Source organism: Microcoleus sp. PH2017_34_RAT_O_A (genome assembly GCF_020737885.1).
Lineage (GTDB): Bacteria > Cyanobacteriota > Cyanobacteriia > Cyanobacteriales > Microcoleaceae > Microcoleus.
This window is the reverse complement of sequence record NZ_JAEQDD010000034.1, coordinates 1-19,493: the sequence shown is the minus strand read 5'-3', so window position 1 is coordinate 19,493 and position 19,493 is coordinate 1. Positions and strand designations below refer to the sequence as shown.

Annotated in this window: 16 protein-coding genes; 8 read left to right on the top strand and 8 right to left on the bottom strand. The window is 45.1% G+C overall.

The window, feature by feature from the left end:
* Positions 1-39: 39 nt before the first annotated feature.
* Together JGK11_RS13505 and JGK11_RS13500 are read left to right on the top strand one after the other, a co-directional pair.
* Complete coding sequence (locus JGK11_RS13505; protein ID WP_293212041.1) at positions 40-1,065, top strand: YihY/virulence factor BrkB family protein; 1,026 nt, start codon at positions 40-42, stop codon at positions 1,063-1,065.
* A gap of 504 nt (positions 1,066-1,569) precedes the next feature.
* The gene (locus JGK11_RS13500; protein ID WP_293212040.1) at positions 1,570-2,232 is read left to right on the top strand and encodes a hypothetical protein; all 663 of its coding nucleotides are present in this window, start codon (positions 1,570-1,572) and stop codon (positions 2,230-2,232) included.
* A gap of 91 nt (positions 2,233-2,323) precedes the next feature.
* On the opposite strand, the gene JGK11_RS13495 is transcribed toward JGK11_RS13500, so the two are convergent.
* From JGK11_RS13495 to JGK11_RS13485, 3 genes are all read right to left on the bottom strand, one after another.
* A complete protein-coding gene (locus JGK11_RS13495; RefSeq protein ID WP_293212039.1) occupies positions 2,324-3,016 on the bottom strand; it encodes an MAE_28990/MAE_18760 family HEPN-like nuclease in 693 nt (230 codons plus the stop codon).
* Between the two features lie 2 nt (positions 3,017-3,018).
* Positions 3,019-4,101, bottom strand: coding sequence for a DUF262 domain-containing protein (locus tag JGK11_RS13490; protein ID WP_293212038.1), 1,083 nt, complete (start codon positions 4,099-4,101; stop codon positions 3,019-3,021).
* 161 nt (positions 4,102-4,262) lie between these two features.
* A complete protein-coding gene (locus JGK11_RS13485; RefSeq protein WP_293212037.1) occupies positions 4,263-4,511 on the bottom strand; it encodes a hypothetical protein in 249 nt (82 codons plus the stop codon).
* 180 nt (positions 4,512-4,691) lie between these two features.
* Here JGK11_RS13485 and JGK11_RS13480 point away from each other — a divergent pair, with 180 nt between their 5' ends.
* The 4 genes from JGK11_RS13480 (at position 4,692) to JGK11_RS13465 (ending at position 6,073) form a co-directional block, all read left to right on the top strand.
* A complete protein-coding gene (locus JGK11_RS13480) occupies positions 4,692-4,892 on the top strand; it encodes a hypothetical protein (protein WP_293212036.1) in 201 nt (66 codons plus the stop codon).
* A 41-nt stretch (positions 4,893-4,933) separates the two neighbouring features.
* Positions 4,934-5,113: a hypothetical protein gene (locus JGK11_RS13475; RefSeq protein WP_293212035.1), complete on the top strand. Its 180-nt coding sequence runs from the start codon at positions 4,934-4,936 to the stop codon at positions 5,111-5,113.
* 203 nt (positions 5,114-5,316) lie between these two features.
* The gene (locus JGK11_RS13470; RefSeq protein WP_293212034.1) at positions 5,317-5,607 is read left to right on the top strand and encodes a hypothetical protein; all 291 of its coding nucleotides are present in this window, start codon (positions 5,317-5,319) and stop codon (positions 5,605-5,607) included.
* 7 nt (positions 5,608-5,614) lie between these two features.
* Complete coding sequence (locus JGK11_RS13465) at positions 5,615-6,073, top strand: hypothetical protein (protein ID WP_293212032.1); 459 nt, start codon at positions 5,615-5,617, stop codon at positions 6,071-6,073.
* 79 nt (positions 6,074-6,152) lie between these two features.
* Here JGK11_RS13465 and clpB read toward each other — a convergent pair whose 3' ends face one another.
* Positions 6,153-8,768 carry an ATP-dependent chaperone ClpB gene (gene clpB / locus JGK11_RS13460; RefSeq protein ID WP_293212030.1) on the bottom strand — a complete coding sequence of 872 codons (2,616 nt, stop codon included), beginning with the start codon at positions 8,766-8,768 and terminating at the stop codon, positions 6,153-6,155.
* A gap of 302 nt (positions 8,769-9,070) precedes the next feature.
* Between clpB and JGK11_RS13455 the strand changes: the two genes are divergently transcribed.
* Positions 9,071-9,277 carry a type II toxin-antitoxin system Phd/YefM family antitoxin gene (locus tag JGK11_RS13455; protein WP_293190438.1) on the top strand — a complete coding sequence of 69 codons (207 nt, stop codon included), beginning with the start codon at positions 9,071-9,073 and terminating at the stop codon, positions 9,275-9,277.
* A gap of 528 nt (positions 9,278-9,805) precedes the next feature.
* On the opposite strand, the gene JGK11_RS13450 is transcribed toward JGK11_RS13455, so the two are convergent.
* The 4 genes from JGK11_RS13450 to polA form a co-directional block, all read right to left on the bottom strand.
* Positions 9,806-11,527: an ATP-binding protein gene (locus JGK11_RS13450; protein WP_293177324.1), complete on the bottom strand. Its 1,722-nt coding sequence runs from the start codon at positions 11,525-11,527 to the stop codon at positions 9,806-9,808.
* 684 nt (positions 11,528-12,211) lie between these two features.
* Complete coding sequence (locus tag JGK11_RS13445; RefSeq protein ID WP_293190439.1) at positions 12,212-12,736, bottom strand: hypothetical protein; 525 nt, start codon at positions 12,734-12,736, stop codon at positions 12,212-12,214.
* Positions 12,737-13,749: 1,013 nt separating this feature from the next.
* Positions 13,750-14,322, bottom strand: a complete 573-nt coding sequence (locus tag JGK11_RS13440) for a thermonuclease family protein (RefSeq protein ID WP_293190440.1) — start codon at positions 14,320-14,322, stop codon at positions 13,750-13,752.
* Between the two features lie 13 nt (positions 14,323-14,335).
* Positions 14,336-17,485: a DNA polymerase I gene (polA, locus tag JGK11_RS13435; protein WP_293212028.1), complete on the bottom strand. Its 3,150-nt coding sequence runs from the start codon at positions 17,483-17,485 to the stop codon at positions 14,336-14,338.
* A 656-nt stretch (positions 17,486-18,141) separates the two neighbouring features.
* Here polA and JGK11_RS13430 point away from each other — a divergent pair.
* On the top strand, positions 18,142-19,428 hold the full coding sequence (locus tag JGK11_RS13430) for a J domain-containing protein (RefSeq protein ID WP_293212026.1): 1,287 nt from the start codon (positions 18,142-18,144) through the stop codon (positions 19,426-19,428).
* Positions 19,429-19,493: the final 65 nt, after the last annotated feature.

Genomic DNA, 19,493 nt, shown 5'->3' with positions numbered 1-19,493 from the left:
ATTGGTCATTAGTCATTAGTCATTGGGAATTTGTAAGCTATGAACATTTATTACTGGTTGCGCTACCTAATTTTAGCCTTGTTTAAGACACTTTTGAGGCTGTTGAGAGCTGTCAAAACGAAATTTGGTGATTTTTGGCTGTTTTGTCGCTGTTTGACTTGGAGCACGCTCAAAGAAGTCTGCATGAAAGCGGGAGAGCAGCGGTTACCCGGGCTGTCTGCCGAAATGGCCTACAATTCTATGCTGGCGCTGTTTCCTGGGCTCTTGGCTATCTTGTCGGCGATCGCCCTGTTTGAACCTTTGCAATCAACACTGTATCAAATGGCCGGTCTTTTGGGCAAAGTTATACCCGATGAAATCCGAAATTTGATTAGGAGTTCCCTCACAGAAATTCTTTCAATACGCAACCAACAGCTATTTTCACTAAGTTTTGTAGTATCGCTGTGGGCCTTTTCTGGAGTAATGAGCGCGGCGATGGCCGCCCTCGATCAAATTCATCAAATCCCGGCTACTCAAACTCGATCTTTTGTTAAAGCAAAACTTATTTCTATTTCTCTAAGCATTGGTACAATTTTGCTACTAATCTTAGCATCAGGAGTTGTCTTTGTCAGCGACTTAATTGTGCAAGCTATTGCCCGCCAGAGTTGCCTGTTAGAGTCGGTAGCAAATTGCAATTTAAAAGATGTCAAGAGTTGCCTAATGTTTCTGCCAGATTGTCCCTTAGAAGCACAATTATTAGGTATTTGGCGACTGTGGCGTTGGCCTAGCACCTTGGGCATTGTATCCCTTGCCTTTGCCTTTGTTTACCGCTACGGGCCGAGCCGCCGTCACCCAGAGACACCGATTTTTTCCGGGGCTGTGTTTGCAGCTCTGCTATGGGCGATGCTTTCAGGTTTATTTCGATTTTATGTTTTGAATTTAGGCAATTACAATTGGACTTACGGCACGATCGGAACTTTTATCGTTTTGCTGCTCTGGCTTTATCTGTGTTGTTTGGCGATGTTGATCGGTGCTCAGTTAAATGTGACTGTGGGAAAGGCAATGAAACAATCAAACAAATGGTAATTGCTAAAGTAGTTAGTAGTTAGTAGTTAGTAGTTAGTAGTTAGTAGTTAGTAGTTAGTAGTTAGTAGTTGGTAGTTGGTAGTTGGTAGTTGGTAGTTGGTAGTTGTAGGATGTGTCGCCACCAAAAATCTCTAGCTACCTATCGACAATTTAACAGCTCCGCACTCGACCCCAATGGTATTATAAACAAACATAATATTTATTTGGTAGATTTTTTTCAATAATCTTATTGTTAATCCCAAAAAATAAGTTTCAGCATTAAGACGAAACGAACAGAAAACTAAATTATTAAATTTTGTCACTTACCGGATGTCGGATTATCGGCGCAGTACAGTGCTGAGTATACCCGCAACAAAAGACAGAAAAATCAGTATCCAAATAACACCACCGGGAAGGAATGTTAAGAGGCCAACACCTCTGAGAATCCAAACTAATAAAGTTATCCCTAGGACAGTCCAGAAAATGCGGGTTGATAGTCGAAATTGAAATCGAGGAGAATTAGTCATGTTGAATATAAAAATCTTATCTGGATCAATGATAGCTGTTTTGCTGGCGATCGCCAGTCACCTCACCTTAATCTCGACTCCCGGCGCTGCTGTGGCGCGCGCAGGTGCAAATACTCTGGGGGAAGTAGCCAATGCTGCTGCAAAACCTTCCTCTGCAAGTGTAGCAATTGGCGATCGCACAATTGGCGAAGCAAAAATCGGCATGACTTTGGGACAACTCAAGCAGGCTCTAGGTTCCACAGCCCAGTTTAAGGTAGAGTCTCCTTTTATGGTAGACTTCGATGCAGTGGCGATTAGTCGATCGGGAAAAGTACAGTATCGGATTATTTACGCTGCGGGTACAAAGCTGAAAGATGCGGATGCGATCGAACTTTTGATGACTGACAATTCTAATTATAAAACAGCTCAAGGCGTCGGGCCAGGAATGACATTAAAACAAGCCGAGGCAATTTACGGCAAGACTACTTTATCTTATAATGTGGATAATGAATCGAGAGAAAATGTAGTTTTTGCCAACCAACCGAGCAAAAAGTTCTTGTTTGTTCCCAAGGCTGATGGGAAGCAATTTGCGGGAGTTTACGGCGCTGGAAAAGGTGGGTTTTATGAGACAAATAAGTATCAGCAGAATGCTGTAATTAAGTCCGTGATGGTGCGGAAGTAGCCTTCGCATCATTCCCAGAAACCGGGTTTCTTCGGAGATATCTCGCCACTCAACCTAAATTATCAGAGAAACCCGGTTTCTTAGCCTAAAATTATGGAGTACCTGTAGTGATATCCAAATACTCTTGATTGTCAAGATAAGTTTTAATATTGTCCAGTATTTGACGTAGGTATTCTATGACTTCATCCTTAATCTTTAAAAGATCCTCAATACTCTTACCTTGCCCCACTTCCTTAAAAGACTTAACTCCGTGGGCTAAGTCGTTCCTTTTGTCTTTAATATCTACAAGGTTTTTCCCGTGCTTTGTCTGAGCAAAGTCTGTTTGACATGAAAAACCGTATTTTTCGGCTATTTCTTTAATCAACCTAGCATCCACATTCCCTGAAAATAGTTTTTCGCTGTCAAATGTAGCTATGATGATGTCTGTAGATATTTGGTTGATTTCTAAATGAATTTTCTGAGGAGAACGGTTTTTAAGATTTTGAAGAACAATCATTTTGATTTCTGGTTTGAGTTCATCGAAGGAGATTGCTTGATTTTTTAACTCATCAAATATGGCTACAATGGCATTTCGCATAGTGGATTCAACTAAGTTATACAATAACAACAAGCCATTGGCTTTTAGAGTTTTTTCCAACTCAGGATCAAGACTTTGTATTTGATATTCTCCAGCACTATCGGCGACAGCTAACTTAGTGGTTTGTTTGCTCAAGCCATGTAAAAATATGAAGTAATCATTTACCTCTTGAGCGCGTGCATTGAAATCTAAGAGTACAGTATTCATCTTTAGCCTAGCAGTCGATCGCGGACATATTCAATACGTAAAACTACTTTGTTTTTAGAACTACTGGCATCAGATTTTGTGTAATCCTTAAATTCTTTTGAATTGAGAAATTCTGTTGACTTTGGCTCAAGATTTCTGCTTTGTCTCAAAGCAAGAGCAACACCGACAGCTAGAGACTCGAATTTAATCCGAGTTGTTGTTCTCGCGCCATTTTTACCTTGGCGAAATCCTTGAGGAAAATATTTTTCTACAAAATTTAGCATTGACTCGAATTCTGCCCGCATTTTTTCTCGATCGAATTTCGGATCGGCATTTACTCGCTTCAGGTACTCATCAAGGAATATGTTTATCTTACTATTAAACTGCTGATAGTTATTTAAAAATGCAAAAAAACGCAACACAAATTCTTGCGGTTCCCGGCTGCGAATAGCAGACTCAGAAAAAGCGCATAATTTGCGGAACTTGTCATGTTTCGATAGTTCCTCAATCAGTTCGAGAAACTGGCCTGGCAGTATGCCTCTGCGCTTTTCCATTTCGTTTAGATCGACGCTACCTGTGTTAATGCGTTCAAATATATCTCTTCGCGCTTCCTCATTTGCACTTTCAGTTAATTGAATCATCCGCAGTGTAGTGCGGTTGAAGCGCCTCTGACGGGCAAGGGGCAAATCAGCAAACTTAAATCCATTTAAACTCTGTATTTTCTGTAAGTCTGTCAAGGTTAATTCGTTGTTGATAAATCTACTTAGAGTCCGAATGCGTTGTGTGCCATCTATGATTTCTAAACGGGCTTCATCGTTTTCGTCCTCACGGATGTCAGCAACAAAAATATAAGGTATTGGCAGACCTAAAATTATAGATTCAATAAATTTTGACTGCCTTGCTTCATCCCAAGCCATTTCACGTTGGTAGTCAGGGATGAACAACTCATTGGTATCATCATCCTTTCCTTCCATATATTTTTGAACGAGTATTTCGACTGGATACTCTTTGGTATCGTAATTAACTAGCTGCTGCTTGTCGCGGATTTCGGCTTCAGCAGCATCAACCTTTTTGTGTTGCTCGGTAATTTCTAGTTTCGATCGCATATTCTTAAATAATAATCTGGTATTGCCGAGTAAAGAGACTTATCGGTACTATGATTTTACCATGAAAATTTCGGACTTACTTCGTAAAAGCGATCGCACTTATCGACAAAAGTGCGATCGTCAATATGTGAATCAACTCAAAACAGCAGCCAAATTACTGTTTATAACCTGCTGGTGAGGGAATTAGCAGAGTTTGCCAACGCCGATAAACGGTTACTCTGCCTGCTTAAATCGAAGACAACATCAAACTGTGCGTGGGGTATAGTTTGACGCAGAAACTTGAAATGCCCCTCTGCATCTGAACGATCGCGGAAGCGGGCGACAATTATCCATTGCCCAGAGGGTAACAAACGGGCGATCGCCCAACAACACAAGCGGTCTTTGTATGTCAACATAGAACTCGTCTCCATTGATATTTTTGGAGCCAGAGCCAGCCCGGAACCTTCCACAGTAAGGGGCTGGCTTCTGACGTTTTAGGGTCTTAACCCTATATACACTTATAGCATAATTCGATGTCTTTAACATCAAATGACACAAATCTATATATAATGACGTGAGAGTGTAAAATTGAAGACAGTTGCAGTAAATCTATGTCAGCCAAGCCAATGCCTTCAATACCTTCACGTATGCGAGTTACAGTTACATTGCCAGAAGACGTTCATCAAGCCTTGTCCGAATGGGCCGAAGAAGAAGATAGAACCCTCGCAAACCTGCTTTCCCATGTGGCAGCTAAAGCTGTCAGAGATCGCCAAGAGCAGAAAAAGGAAGAATCTAGAAGCGATCGCACTTAAGCGTAAGGTGGACTGTTTTGAGATGTTTAGGAGTGCAACGAATGGCTTCACGGGGAAGAGTTACCGCATACCTACCAGAGGAAATTCAAAAAGCTCTGGAAGAATGGGCAGAAGAGGACAGCAGATCCGTTAGCAGTTTGGCAACGTACCTGCTGACTAAATCTGTTCGAGAGCGTCAAGAGTTGAAAAAGGATGAATCTAGAAGCGATCGCCCAAGTTGAATTTGCGCGAGACCCAAAGGGTGTTGAAGTGTAAAATTGAAGACAAGCGATGACCACAGCCTATATCTTTAACAACCGAGGAGACAACACTGCCAGAAGACTACAAAGAAGCAGAACTTTTCAGCAATCCTGAAGGCATTGCCAGATCGCGAGCGAGATCCTTACAGCAAGCTCTATCACCACCCGCGCAATCTAGAGTAACAATGGGTGCTGGGGTTGTTGAAATCGCCCAAGAAAACCGCAGAGTAGTGATAGGAACCAGCGAACCCAATGGTTACTTGCGCCCTGGAGTAAAGTCTGCACTCTTACTCGGAGAAACCGTTATTCCCGGTTTTGGCCATGCGGAAGCTGACATAGTTGCTTGGGCCGTTAAAAATGATTGTAAAGTAATTGCAGTAGCAGCGGGGCGTCCTATTTGTGAAAACTGTGTCCAAACGATAGAAGGGGCTGGTGGCTTAGTTGCAAGTCCCAAAAAATCTAATCCAAGGAGTTAATTACATAATGACAGAAAATCGCTTAGAATTTATTGATGCTGAGCAATCGGAAATGCTGAAACAATCAACTATTTCTGAACTGCGAAATGCGGCCAAAACCGCTTGTCAATTCGCACTTGAACGCACTAACTTCAGTCACCCAATTCTGGAGGAAGGATTAGAAGCGCTAGAAAAAAGTCAATGTGGAGATGTTTCACTTCAAAACAAACTTCAATCCTTGGTCGATCGACTCGATGAGATTCAGTGGGACTTGCAAGAAAAAATGGCAGAAGGCAGTATAGAATTATCAGATTATTTAGCTGCATTTCACACAGCACGCGCTGTTAATTCACTTTATTTTGCCCTGAATGCAGATCCTTTTGTAGCAGCATCTGAAGCTATTTATGAAGCTCATGCAGCGACAGATGAGTTAGTTACTTTGAAACAAAAAATTTTACAAGTTTTGCAAGTACCTACCGTAATTTAGAAAAAAAAGTGCATGAAGCCCAGCTATCCCGTAGGAAATCGCCCAAAAAATAAGGTGCGCAGTGCGCACCCTACTCAAATTATTTAGCAGTCACCAACTGCGCCGGTAGCCGCTTAAACGCCAACCTTTCATTCTCGATATCGACAAAAATGGTATCGCCGTCAACAAAATCTCCCCGCAAAATACCCTTCGCCATTTGCGTTTCCAATTCGCGCTGGATTCCCCGCTTCAATGGGCGCGCACCGTACACCGGATCGTAACCAATTTCGGCTAAGAAGTCGATCGCAGATTCCGACAATTTCAGAGACATTTTGCGATCGGCTAAACGTTTTTCCAACCGCTTAACTTGCAACAGCACAATCTGCCGCAATTCAGCCTTACTCAAACCGTGGAAGATAATCATCTCATCAATCCGGTTCAAGAATTCCGGGCGGAAAGTAGCCCGCATCGCCTCCATCACCCGACTCCGCATTTGTTCCTCATCTCCCGCCACATCTAAAATGTATTGAGAGCCGACATTCGATGTCATAATAATCACAGAATTCTTAAAGTCAACCGTGTGACCTTGAGCATCCGTAACGCGGCCGTCATCCAGAATTTGCAGCATGATATTGAAGACATCCGGGTGCGCTTTCTCGATTTCATCGAATAGAATTACCGAATACGGACGGCGGCGCACAGCCTCAGTTAATTGTCCGCCTTCATCGTAGCCGACGTATCCCGGAGGCGCACCAATTAAGCGCGAAACTGCGTGTTTCTCCATGTATTCCGACATATCAATGCGGACGATCGCCTCTTCGGTGTCGAACAGGTATGATGCTAATGCTTTCGCCAACTCGGTTTTACCAACGCCCGTGGGGCCGAGGAAGATGAAACTCGCCACCGGGCGGTTGGGATCGGACAATCCCGCGCGCGATCGTTGAATTGCATCTGCAACCGCCGTCACCGCTTCATCCTGCCCAATTACCCGCTTGTGCAGTTCATCTTCCAAGTGCAAAAGTTTCTGCATTTCCGATTCAACTAACTTGCTAATCGGAATTCCCGTCCACTTAGAAATAATCTCGGCAATATCAGATTCGGTGACTTCTTCCCGCAGCAGAGTTTTACCTGTAATTTGACTTGCTGTCAGTTTAGCTTCCGCTTCTTCCAGTTTTTTTTGCAACTCGGTTAATTTGCTATATTTCAACTCAGCAGCGCGGTTAAGGTCGTATTTTAACTCAGCTTGTTGAATTTCAATATTAACCTTATCAATCTGTTCTTTAATCTTTTGAATGCTGTCGATGACACTTTTTTCCGATTGCCATTGTGCGTTCAAACCGCTTTGCTGTTCCTTGAGATTTGCTAAGTCTTTTTCCAGTCTTTCTAAACGGTCGATCGATGCAGCATTGCTTTCTTTTTGCAGCGACAGTCTTTCCATTTCTAGCTGCAAAACCTTGCGATCGATTTCGTCTAGTTCTTCCGGCTTGGAAGTAATCTCCATTTTGAGTTTAGCCGCCGCTTCGTCCATTAAATCAATGGCTTTGTCGGGAAGGAAGCGATCGCTAATATATCGAGTTGACAAAGTAGCCGCCGCCACTAACGCATTGTCGGAAATTTTAACGCCGTGATGAACTTCGTACCGTTCCTTCAAACCCCGCAAAATCGAAATAGTATCTTCAACTGTCGGCTGATCGACATAAACTTGTTGAAAACGGCGTTCTAAGGCCGCATCTTTTTCGAGATACTTGCGGTATTCGTCGAGAGTTGTAGCGCCGATACAGCGCAATTCGCCCCTCGCCAACATCGGTTTGAGCAAATTGCCAGCATCCATCGATCCTTGGCTGGCGCCGGCGCCGACAACGGTGTGAATTTCATCTATAAATAGGATGACTTTGCCGTTGCTATCCATAACTTCTTTGAGCACGGCTTTCAACCGTTCTTCAAATTCTCCCCGGAATTTTGCACCGGCAATTAACGCGCCCATATCTAAGCTAATTAATTGTCTGTCTTTGAGAGATTGCGGCACATCTCCGGTAATAATTCGTTGGGCGAGTCCTTCGGCGATCGCAGTTTTGCCAACTCCCGGTTCCCCAATCAGTACGGGGTTGTTCTTGGTGCGGCGGCTCAAAATTTGAATCGTGCGGCGGATTTCGTCATCTCGTCCGATTACCGGATCGAGTTTGCCTTGACGCGCGGCTTCTGTCAAATCTCGGCCGTATTTTTCCAGCGCTTCATATTTGCCTTCTGGATTTTGGTCTGTCACTTTGTTGTTCCCCCGGACTTGGGCGATGATGTCTTTAAGCTTGGCTTCATCTAGTTTAAATTCTTGCAGTAGATTTTTGCCAAAGCGATCGTCCTTAACGTAACCCAGGATCAAATGCTCGATCGAGATAAATTCATCACCGTACTCTTTGCGATAAGCTTCAGCCCTGTCTAGCAGGCTGTCCAGGGAACGGCCGAGATAAACATTGCCGCCGCTTCCAGAGATTTTGGGCTGGCGGCTGATAAACTCATCAGTGCGATCGCGCAATTTTGCTACAGACACTTTCGCCTTGTTAAACAAGCTGCTAGCGAGTCCCGATTCTTGTTCCAGCAACGCCTTCATCAAGTGTTCGCTTTCTAGCTGCTGCTGCTGGGCTGTTTTGACCACTTCTGGAGTGCGGGCTAGGGCTTCCCAGGCTTTTTCTGTAAATTGGTTCGGATTATTTGGTTGCATAAATTTTAATTCCCTGAATTCAAAAACATGACTGCTGTCAAGGCAATGGCTCGATTGCCCGTATAGTTGTCATTGTAGAGAGTTAAGGGCGATCGGGCGATCGGTGTTCCCGTATATTGAGATAGGTATTTCCGCCCTGTGTTTCAGCATAGATTTGTAGTGAGGACTTTAGTCCGCAGGTTTGTAGTGAGGACTTTAATCCGCAGGTTTGTAGTGAGGACTTTAGTCCGCCTAAAATCAGAGGACTCAAGTCCTCAAATATATAAAAACTATTTACATTTCAACGCCGAGACGAAATATAGATGATTCCATTACATCCTGAATTTATCACCAAAAACGGCAAAAAAGAATTTGCCGTGATTCTTTATGAAAAATTTGAAGCACTGCAAGAATTAATTGCTGATATAGAAGATTTGATTGATTTGAGGGTGGCAAAAGAAGAAAATGCAAATCAGCCTTATATGCCTTTAGCCGAAGTGAAGAAAATGTTAGGATTACTCAATAATTAATCCGTGTATCCGTGTCAAAATCAGCTTCGCGCCTGATTCATTACACTTAGGATCGCGAATTAAATAATTTACACAAGCTTGTGGGATGGGCGGGACGCCCGTCTATAAAGAACGGGCGTCCCGCCCATCCCACAATAATTAAAATTGTAAGTTATTTAATTCTTATTCCATTTATGCTATAGGGTTCGGGGATCGATTCATCAAGCTATTGATGTCCGCGCCCGATATGGCGGTTTCTGTACTTGCCCATTTTTCCAGTGTATAACAACAACTAATGACTGCTGATTAATTTTGTCAGGTGCGTCGCTCGGAGATTGTTGATCTTTGTAGGGATTGTTGATGGCGACGCACCCTACGGCCGGGTGCATCTGGTTTTTGAAGCCTGAAGAAGCATGACCGCATATAAGTTATTAGTTATAATCCCATATTTTCTGCGGTCATGCTTCGCCCCTACGGATATATTCGCCTTGCGTGAGATGCTCCCCAACTGCCAACTGCCAACTGCCAACTGCCAACTGTCAACTGTTTTCATGCCTGCATCACCACCCGTTCCGGGAGACTGACAATAAAAACTGAACCTTTCCCGTTCTCACTTTCAACGCTAATTTCGCCACCCAAAATTTGACACAAACGCTGGCTAATTGTCAATCCCAAACCCGTCCCGCCGTACTTCTTAGTAGTCGAAGGATCAGCTTGAGTAAAAGGTTTAAATATCTGCTCTAATTGTTCGTCTGTCATCCCAATCCCAGTATCGCTGACTCGAAAAATTAAAAATTGAGAACTGTAGTTTGAACCCGAATTAACAGCATTATTTTTATTTTTATTCCTTTTCTTAGGTTTTGGATTTTCATTTTTAACTTTTTCTATCTCGATAGTAATGACGCCTTTTTCGGTAAATTTGGCAGCATTGCTGAGCAAATTGAGGAGAATTTGCCGGACTTTCGGTTGGTCGGCGTACATCATGCCGAGTTCGCCTTTTGCTTGCAGCCTTAAAGCATTGCCTTTTTTCTCTACTAGCGGTTGAGCCGTAGTCATCACTTCTTCAATCATCGTCGCCACATCGAAGTGTTCCAAATAAAGCGTCACATGACCTGCTTCTATTTTAGAAATATCGAGGATATCGCTGATCATGTCGAGCAAATGTTTGCCTGCGGTTTGAATTTTTTCTAAGTCGGGGAGAAAGTCTTCGGAGCCGGAATCTTGAGCATCTTCTTGCAGCATTTCGCTGTAGTTGATGATGGCGTTTAGGGGGGTGCGGAGTTCGTGGCTCATGTTGGCGAGAAATGCACTTTTCGAGCGGTTGGCAGCTTCGGCTGCTATTTTTGCTTCTTGCAAGTCTTCCGTGTATTCCGCGACTCTTTGGATCAGTTCGTTGATCGAAATTGCCAGCATTCCTACTTCGTCGGAGGTGGTAACGGGTACTTGCAGGTCAAAGTTCGATTCTTCTGACACTCGCTGAGCGATGAAGGTGGCGGCTTGTAGTGGTCGGGCGATCGCCCTGCTGGTGTATATTGCCAGTAAGGTGGCGATAATCGCTGATGCCAACAGAGAACCAAGCAGAATCAGAGTTCCGAGTTGTTCAGCTTTCTCGTAGGTTCTAAATGCCTCGTCTGCTTTGTCTCGAAAAGTGCCAGCCAGTTTGGCTGAATCTTGCGAAAACTGTTCGAGTTTAAAAGCGTTGTTCCCCGTGGCAAAATTATTCAAATTCCGCTGGAATACCTGCCGCTGCTGCGGATTCAAACCAGATAACTTGGCATTCCCCAGCAGTTTCTGGACTTGTTGGAAGTAAGCTTCTACGGTTTTGCTGTGGGCTTTGGCGAACTCTTGAATCTCTTGGTAATCTTTTGTAACATCGGCAGAAGCCGACGGCGATTGGCTTTGCAGTTGTTCTAGCTGTCCGCTCATCTGAGCAACGCGAGTCAAAAAGTCCGATCGTTCGCGATCGAAAATTTGCGGTTGTCCCGTCAGATTCAGCAGTGATTGCTGGTGAATTCTGACTTCCTGGGCGCTATTATTCAGATTGGTGAGGATTTCGGCTTTATCTCGGTCGATCGCGAGTTTTTCTCTCACTTGCTGTTTGTGATATGACTCTACTCCCCGTCCCCCGGCGGCGCCCAAAATGGCAATACCAATGACCAAGGCGTATCCGCACCCGATTTTTTGCCTGATACCCAAGCGGCCCAACAGACTTTTAAAACCTATTTGAGAATTGTTCTGGGATTGATTGTTCGAGGCTAAGGTTGAAGACATGGGCAATATACTCGTCACCCTGAGGGGCATTATCTATTATTCTAATTGATGCCTGCCTGAGGGTAAATAAAGTTCTGGCAAAGGGCCAATTTTCGGCAGTTATGGGGTCTTTGCAGGGTTCCACACCTCGACCTGCTTTACAGTTTGGGGGAGTTATGGTTAAAAAATTATGGCACAAGCAAGAAGGCAGAAGCAAGAAGCAATAAAAGCCAGGGTTTAAGACATTAGGAACGTCCTCACCGTCGGGCGGTTGCTATATATAGCCTTTCTCAGATAGATCTGGCACGCTTATGGTAAAGGGTAATTGAGAAAAAGGTAATTGGTAATGGGGAAAAAGGTAAGCGATAGTTCCTTTCCTATAGGCTGCCTGAGGCTTCTGTCCGGTAAAGACGCTCTCCGTGTGTGCTCTCAGGGCGATCGTATCAGAATTTGGCATAACTCATATTTAGGAGAACCGCTATAAGTAGCGAGTGATAAGTTGCGAGTTATAAATTTGATTGGCGATTCAAGCCTCTACTCTACTCGCAACTCACAACTTATCAACTTATGGGAGCATCTCAGTTTGGAGTTTGTAGTGCTGTCCCCGCTCGCTTGCTGTTAAAACCAAGCGAGCTCTTAAGCTCGCACTACAACAAAAAAAGCTTTTTGCCAAAATGAGATGATCCCCAACTTATCGCTATTCTTCTACTGGCAAAGTCGAAATTGTGCTAAGTCAGCAGGAAGTTTTGAAGCATTAGGTACGGTAGCAGAGGCAGGAACGAAGATTCCCATACCAAAACTGCAACCCTCTTCCTTCGTACATTCGCCAGGCTTGGCAGTGATTTGATATTCCCCTTGGGATGGCGGAGTAAAAGAGATTGATACCAGTTCGCCCGTCTTTTGACTCGTACCGATTTCTTGGCCAGTGTTGACATCCTTGAGGGTTAGGTTTAAATCCTGGCAATTTCCGTCGCAAGTGGCTACAAAAACATACTCAATATCTGGATGCAGCGTTGCTCTAAAAGGAGATGAAACTTGTTTGCGAACAGTGCCTATCAATGGCCAAAACACCAATTTTTGACCGTTGCTTGAACGCTGGTCAACTTCTGTTTTCAAGCGACAAGTAACAGTTTTTTGCTCGTTGGTTAGTTCTTGAGCAATAGCATTTCCTACGATTGCAGTACCCAACAGCAGTGCAATCCCGGAGATAGTCAGATGTTTGATATTCATTGATGTCCCCTCAAACTAATTTCTGGGTGATTGCAATAGACCGCTTTTCGTGGCAGTCTATTGATTTATCTGGAGCCTATCACATTTGTTGACTTTTCCCAAAAAAAAGTCGCCTAAAAATGCGATCGAACTGGGTACATCTGGGTTTTGCATTTGTAGTGCTGTCGGGAGCACAGCAAAGCTTTGTAAAGCACGCTCTTCGAGGACAGCACTGTAAAAAAAATGCTTTTTGCGAAAGTGAGATGCTCCCCTCGAACTCATGTCTGACCTTGGATGAATCTGCCGTCATATCGTTTCCGGTTGCATCGGAATGATTTAACCGCAGAGAACACAGAGAACACAGAGGGAGATAAGAGAGATGAATACAGGACGATGAAGGGCGGATTTGATATCAGCTATTGCCCAAATTCCACAGATTGCGGACACTACGAGCAGAACCTCATCCTCGTTGTATTGTACTAAATTAGGATGCTCCGCATCGGTGTCTAGAAACCTGGTTTCTCAAATGTCTGATAAAGCTTCGCAGATACCACATCAACAACATAATTTTGCTGATGTCAATATACACATAGGTTGATTTTTTGCGATCGCCTTTTTCAAAAAATTTGGGTACACCGAAACCTGTATTGCTAAGCTTTTGAAGTTTGATTGAGTACATCATTTACCCTATAATACCAAATCCGGGTTATTTATCCCCGTTATAAGTGGTAGGGTGCGTCGCTATCAGAGATCTCTCAATAGCAACGAGAGTTGTTCGTGGCGACGCACCCTATATTTACTTCCTTAGGATAGCGAATTAAATAATTTACAATTTTAATTATTATTATTGTGGGATGGGCGTCCCGCCCGTCCAAAAAGGGCGGGCGGGACGCCCATCCCACAAACTTGTGGAAGTTATAAGTGGTAGGGTGCGTCGCTATGAGATCTCTCAATAGCAACGAGAGTTGTTCGTGGCGACGCACCCTACATTTACTTCCTTCTTCCTTCTTCCTTCTTCCTTCTTCCTTCTTCCTTCATTTATCGCTGTGCCGAAAATCCCAAGCTGGCACAAACTTAGAATCTCCCCAAATACCGCGGCGATTTTTCTTGGCTTCGGCTTCCGCTTGTTGCACAACAGTTGCACTCGGACAGTTTTTTAAGTATGGAGTGTAAACCATTGCTAATCCTTCGCGCAGCAAAACTTCTTGAGCAAATGTGCCATTTGGCAAGCGAACTTCGCTAACTTTACGGCCATAGCGGTCAGTATCAGTGACTGTCAAAACGACGCGACCGCCCCCTTCTTTGACGAGTTGCTGCATTCTTTGCTCGGCTAGATTACCCCACTTAAACTGATTTTTATATGCTGCTTTTTTGCTATTTTTTTCGGCGTTAGTGTGAGCAATTTCTGGTGCATCTACGCAGGCAAAACGCACTTTAATATCTTTGCCGGCGGCATCGCTGGCGACAAGAGTATCGCCGTCGCTGACTCGTTTGACAGCATAATTGTTGGGCGGTAGCTTTTGCGGACAGCCGGAGAGTAGGAAAAGCAGAGCAACTGCGCTCAAGCTGGTGATTGTAGGCGAAAGGGAGATTTTATTTTGTGTCATGGTTTTCTTTTTTTTATTTAGTTTCCATCCAATTTTGCCCCGCGTGGATATCAACTATCAGGGGTACGCTAAGCGGCAGAGCACTTTCCATCGCCGTTCTAATTTTTGGCTGCAATTCTTCCCATTCATCGGGAGGGACTTCAAATATTAATTCATCGTGAACTTGCAGCAGCAGCCGCGCCTGATAGTTTTGCAAAATTTTGTCTACCTCAATCATGGCAAGTTTAATGATATCAGCACTTGAGCCTTGAATGGGAGCGTTTGCTGCGGCGCGCAAAGATTGGGCGTCATCTCTGCTGAGAGATTTAAGTCTATCGGAGTGAATGTCTTCCGGGTTGCTGCCTTTTAACCTGCGGATTGTGTCGCTCTCGAAGTTGAGGTAGCGGCGGCGGCCTAGTATAGTGGAAACGTAGCCTAGGGCGATCGCCTCTTTTTTTACTTTTTCCAAGAATTCAAAGACTTTACTGTAACGCTGGTTGAATCGTTCAATAAACTTTTTACCGTCTGCGGAAGATTTGCCCATCGAACGACCAAACTTGATCGCCCCCATACCATAAATTACCCCAAAATTAATCGTTTTCCCAAACCGCCGTTCATCCGGCGTGACATCCTCCTTTTCAAACAGCAGTTGAGCCGTCAGAGTATGCACATCTCGGTTATTGTTGTAAGCTTCGATTAACACAGGTTCTTGACTCAAATGAGCCAAAATTCGCAGTTCAATTTGAGAATAGTCAGCCGACACCATCAGCCAACCAGACTCAGGTAAGAAAGCCTTGCGAATTTGCCGCGAAAACTCGGTGCGGATCGGAATATTTTGTAAATTGGGATTGGAAGAAGAAAGTCGGCCCGTACCCGTTGCAGCTTGGTTGAAATCTGTATGCACTCGCCCGGTATCTGCACGCACCAACTGCGGCAAAGCATCGACGTAAGTTGATTTTAATTTGGATAATGTTCGGTGTTCTAATAAATCGTCTACAATCGGGTGGTCTCCTTGCAATTTATCCAAAACAGCGGCGTCTGTAGAGTATCCCGTTTTGGTTTTGCGAGACTTTTTCTGAAACTGTTCGGGGATTTTTTCTAACAAGATTTCGCTGAGTTGTTTCGGTGAACCTAAATTAAACTTTCTTCCCGCAGCCTCATAGGTATTTTCTTCGAGTTTGGCTAATTTTATTTCTAGCTCTTGGGATAAGGTATTGAGATAAGCTGAATCAATGCGAATTCCGCAGTATTCCATTTCAGCTAAAACAGGTTCGAGGGGCTGTTCTACTTCCAGCAGCAATCGATGCAGAGAATTTTCAGATGGCGCATTTTTATCCGCTTTATCCAATTCGGCTCTAAGTTTACCTACTAATTGAAATGTAGTGTGAACATCCATGCCGCAGTAGCCAGCTACTTTCGGAATGCTGATGTCAGCAATTGTTTTGCCTTTAGGTACTAATTGATTGTAACTTTTGGGATTATGGCGTAAGTATTCCCTTAATGGTTCGCTGACACTGTGATTTTCTTCTGAATCGACTAAGTATTTCTTTGACAATTCGCTGAGACTGTGGCTGGTTTCTGGGTTGAGTACGTAACTGGCTAGCATGGTGTCGAAGACGACGGCGGCGAGTTTGATTCCTTGACAGCGCAATATTAGGCGATCGAATTTAGCATTTTGCAGCGCCTTGGGATAATTCTCGCTTTCCAAAATCGGACGCAAAGCATTTAAAACCGTGGCTTTGTCCAAGTTTGTGCCGGTTTTGTGTCCCGTGGGAATGTAAGCTAAATCTTGTTCTCCGGTTCCCCAACAGCAGCCAATTCCGACTAATTCGGCATCTCGCGGTTCTAAGGCGGTGGTTTCGGTATCCCACGCCACGGGCGAGGCTTTATCGGTGTGGGTTTGTAGGAGTTGGACTAATTCGTTTAACTGTTCGGTTGTTTGAATGATTCGCGGTTTAATTGGTAGTTGGTTTGCTTGTTGAGCGGCTAGGGTTTCTTTAAGACTGTAGAAAGCTAATGCTTCATCTTCAGATGAATTGATTGTGGGGTGGGCATCTTGCCCGCCCGAAGCAACAGGCAAGATGCCTGTTCCACTGTCTGAGGAATTGATTGTGGGGTGGGCATCTTGCCCGCCCGAAGCAACAGGCAAGATGCCTGTTCCACTGTCTGAGGAATTGATTGTGGGTTGGGCATCTTGCCCGCCCAAAGAAACAGGCAAGATGCCTGTTCCACTGTCCGCCAATGGCTCTTCTGTGCCGCCAAAACGCTTTTGAATTTGTTTGACTTTGGTTAAAAATGTTTTAAATTCTAACTTTTCCAGCATCGGAATCAATGCTGCTTCGTCAAAACCTTTAAGCTGACAATCTTCTAAGTTGATTTCTAAGGGAACTTCTTGAATAATTGTCGCCATGCGCTGAGAATGATAGGCAGCTTCTTTCCCTTCTTCCAACTTTTTCTTAGTTGCGCCTTTAATCTCGTCGATCGCAGCATAGATGCCGTCGAGGGAATTGTAAGCTTCCAACAATTGCAGGGCGGTTTTGTCGCCGATGCCTTTGACTCCGGGAATGTTGTCGGATTTGTCGCCGCAGAGGGCTTTGTAATCTATTACTTGTGCTGGTATAATTCCGAGTTTTTCTTTGACTGCTTCCGGGCCGTATTCTTGGGATTTGCCTTTGCCCGATCGCCTGAGTTCATCCGTGCTCAAGTACAATACGCTGATGTGTTTCTCGGTTTCTACTAATTGAAACAAATCTCGATCGCCCGTCAGGATTTTAACCGCATAACCCGCGGCGCTGGCTTTGTTCGCCAAAGTTCCCAAAACATCGTCGGCTTCGTAGCCCGGAGCAGTGACTGCTGGTAAATTGAGATAGCCCAGGAGTTCTTGCAGGTTTTTGAGATCGGGGATAAAATCTTCGGGGGTTTCGGCACGACCGGCTTTGTAGGTTTCGTCTGCTTCGTGGCGAAAAGTGGGCGTGGCGAGGTCAAAGGCGATCGCCATGTACTGGGGATCGTGGGCGGCCATAACTTCCAGCAGCGACTTGAGAAAGCCAAAACAGACGCTGGTGGGAATGCCTGTGGTAGTTCGCAAGCCTCCGTCTCGACTTTTGGCAAAGGCGAAGTAGGAACGAAAGGCCAGGGAGTGGCCGTCAACTAGGATGAAGGTGGGAGGTTGATTTTCCGACACTGACACAGATGGCGATCGCCCGAAACTATTTTTCCATTCTACCCAGTTGTCATACCTTTTTTAAAACCGAACGCAACGTTAAAAAAGCTCGAAACCCTTATATCATAACTACTTTCCAAATCTAAAATCTCAAATCCAAAATCTCAAATCTCAAATCGCTCGATCGGCTTAATGTGCAGCTTGGCTGAGAATGGTAGAAGATAGTGAACGAATCTGGCGGTCAACTGGGTACAGTTAGACCGCAGGCTTCTTTTTCCTTTTTTTCAAAGGCTTTTTATAGTGAGGTAGTTCCACCCCCACTTGACTAATATAGTATCAGAGTATTTCCTCTTCATCAAGGGGTGTACAAGAATAATTGTCGGCTTCCGTTCCTCCATCCGACGAGCCTTTCATCAAGCGCGGTAATTCATTCGGGGGTACTTCGCGCAGCAATTGAGATTCATCCCCCTCTGAATATACCCTTAGACTTCCCGGCTGGTAGTTAAGTACGATCGCAAATTTACCAGAAAGAATTAATTGAAAGTCTCTCGCTTTGAGGGAGAAATTAAAATCAGACTATTCATTACTCCAATCCTCGGAGTTAAGCGGTTGAGGTAGCTCTCAAACTGTCAACTGTCAACTGTCAACTGTTGAACAACACCAGCCGATCGAAGCTTATGGGTGACATTAATCGATGCTACGAAATCCTCGAAATAGAGCCTGGAACTTCCCCAGAAGAAATTAAGCGCGCTTACAGGGATTTAGCCTTTGTGTGGCATCCCGATCGGTTTGCACACAACGATCGCCTGCAACAAAAAGCCCAACAAAGATTAACAGAAATCAATCAAGCTTACGACGAGTTGGTGTTATTTCTCAGTCAGCCTCCACCTCCGGCGATCGACAAACCATCTCAGCAGCCACCGCAACCATCACCACCAGAAAAGCCGCCCGAAAAGCCGCTGAGAAGGCGATCGGCAAAATCAGCCCGCAAGCCCGGTTCCCAGCGCACTCAAAGCCGGCAAAAAAAAGCCGCATCCCACAAAATTTCCACTCCAAACAACCCGAAAAACAAGAAACGATTTACAACTCAAAATCGCCAAACGTGGGGGGGGAAAAAGCCATCGGGGCCCACCGTGGCGAGGGAAGCGCGGCCATCTCAAAAATATGCCTACCTTACCCCGAACCGGAAAAAAGAATTTCCGACTCCATACTCACAACCGCGGCTATCTCAAAAATATTCCATCTTCCCTTGGGGGCAGTTGGCGATCGCAGTTGGGAGTTACGCTGTGACAGGCTACATTTTGACGAAATTTGACGCCCCAATGTGGATGTTGACTTTAATCTGGGGTGCGGATTGGTTGTGGGCCGCGATTTTGCTGGCGGAGGGTTCGGCAACGCCTAGAGTGTGGCTGGCGGCGTTAGTTTTGGCTGGGACGGTGGGGGGGTCGATCGCCGGTTTTCAGGCGGGAGGAATCGCAACAGGGGCTGCTTGGGCGCTAGTTGGGGCTGGTTTGGGGGCGATCGCCAGTTCAGAGGCCCAGTCCCGGGCCGTGGCTGTAGTTTTGGCAGCAGCGGGAGTGCTGACAGTGGTGGGATTGATGGCTGGAACGGGTTCCGGTAATTGGCTGAAGGTGTTAGTGGAGGCGGTTTGTTGGGGGATTGTGGGCTTGATGTGCGGGCTGGCGGCGGAACTAGGCGTACATTCTGGTGGGCCCGTCGGGCTTGGAGGTGCGATCGGGCTCTTGATTGGTGCGTGGGCGGGGGCTTTGACTGGGCAGGGTTCGGGGGATTTCGCCCAAGCCTTGGCTATCGCGGGCTCTCAGGCTGTTTATGGGGCTTGGGCTGCGATCGGGATTGTTGCAGGAGTTGTGGCGCGGATGGTAGCTGGGGAAAGGTCGATCGGCAATGGCGGGCTTTACACATTTATCCTGTTAGAGGCCTCCACAAAAAGAATGATCCAATAGCTATGTGGGTTTAGCGAAAATTTCCACAAACCATTTGTGAAGATTGGGCAGACGATTTATCTGGG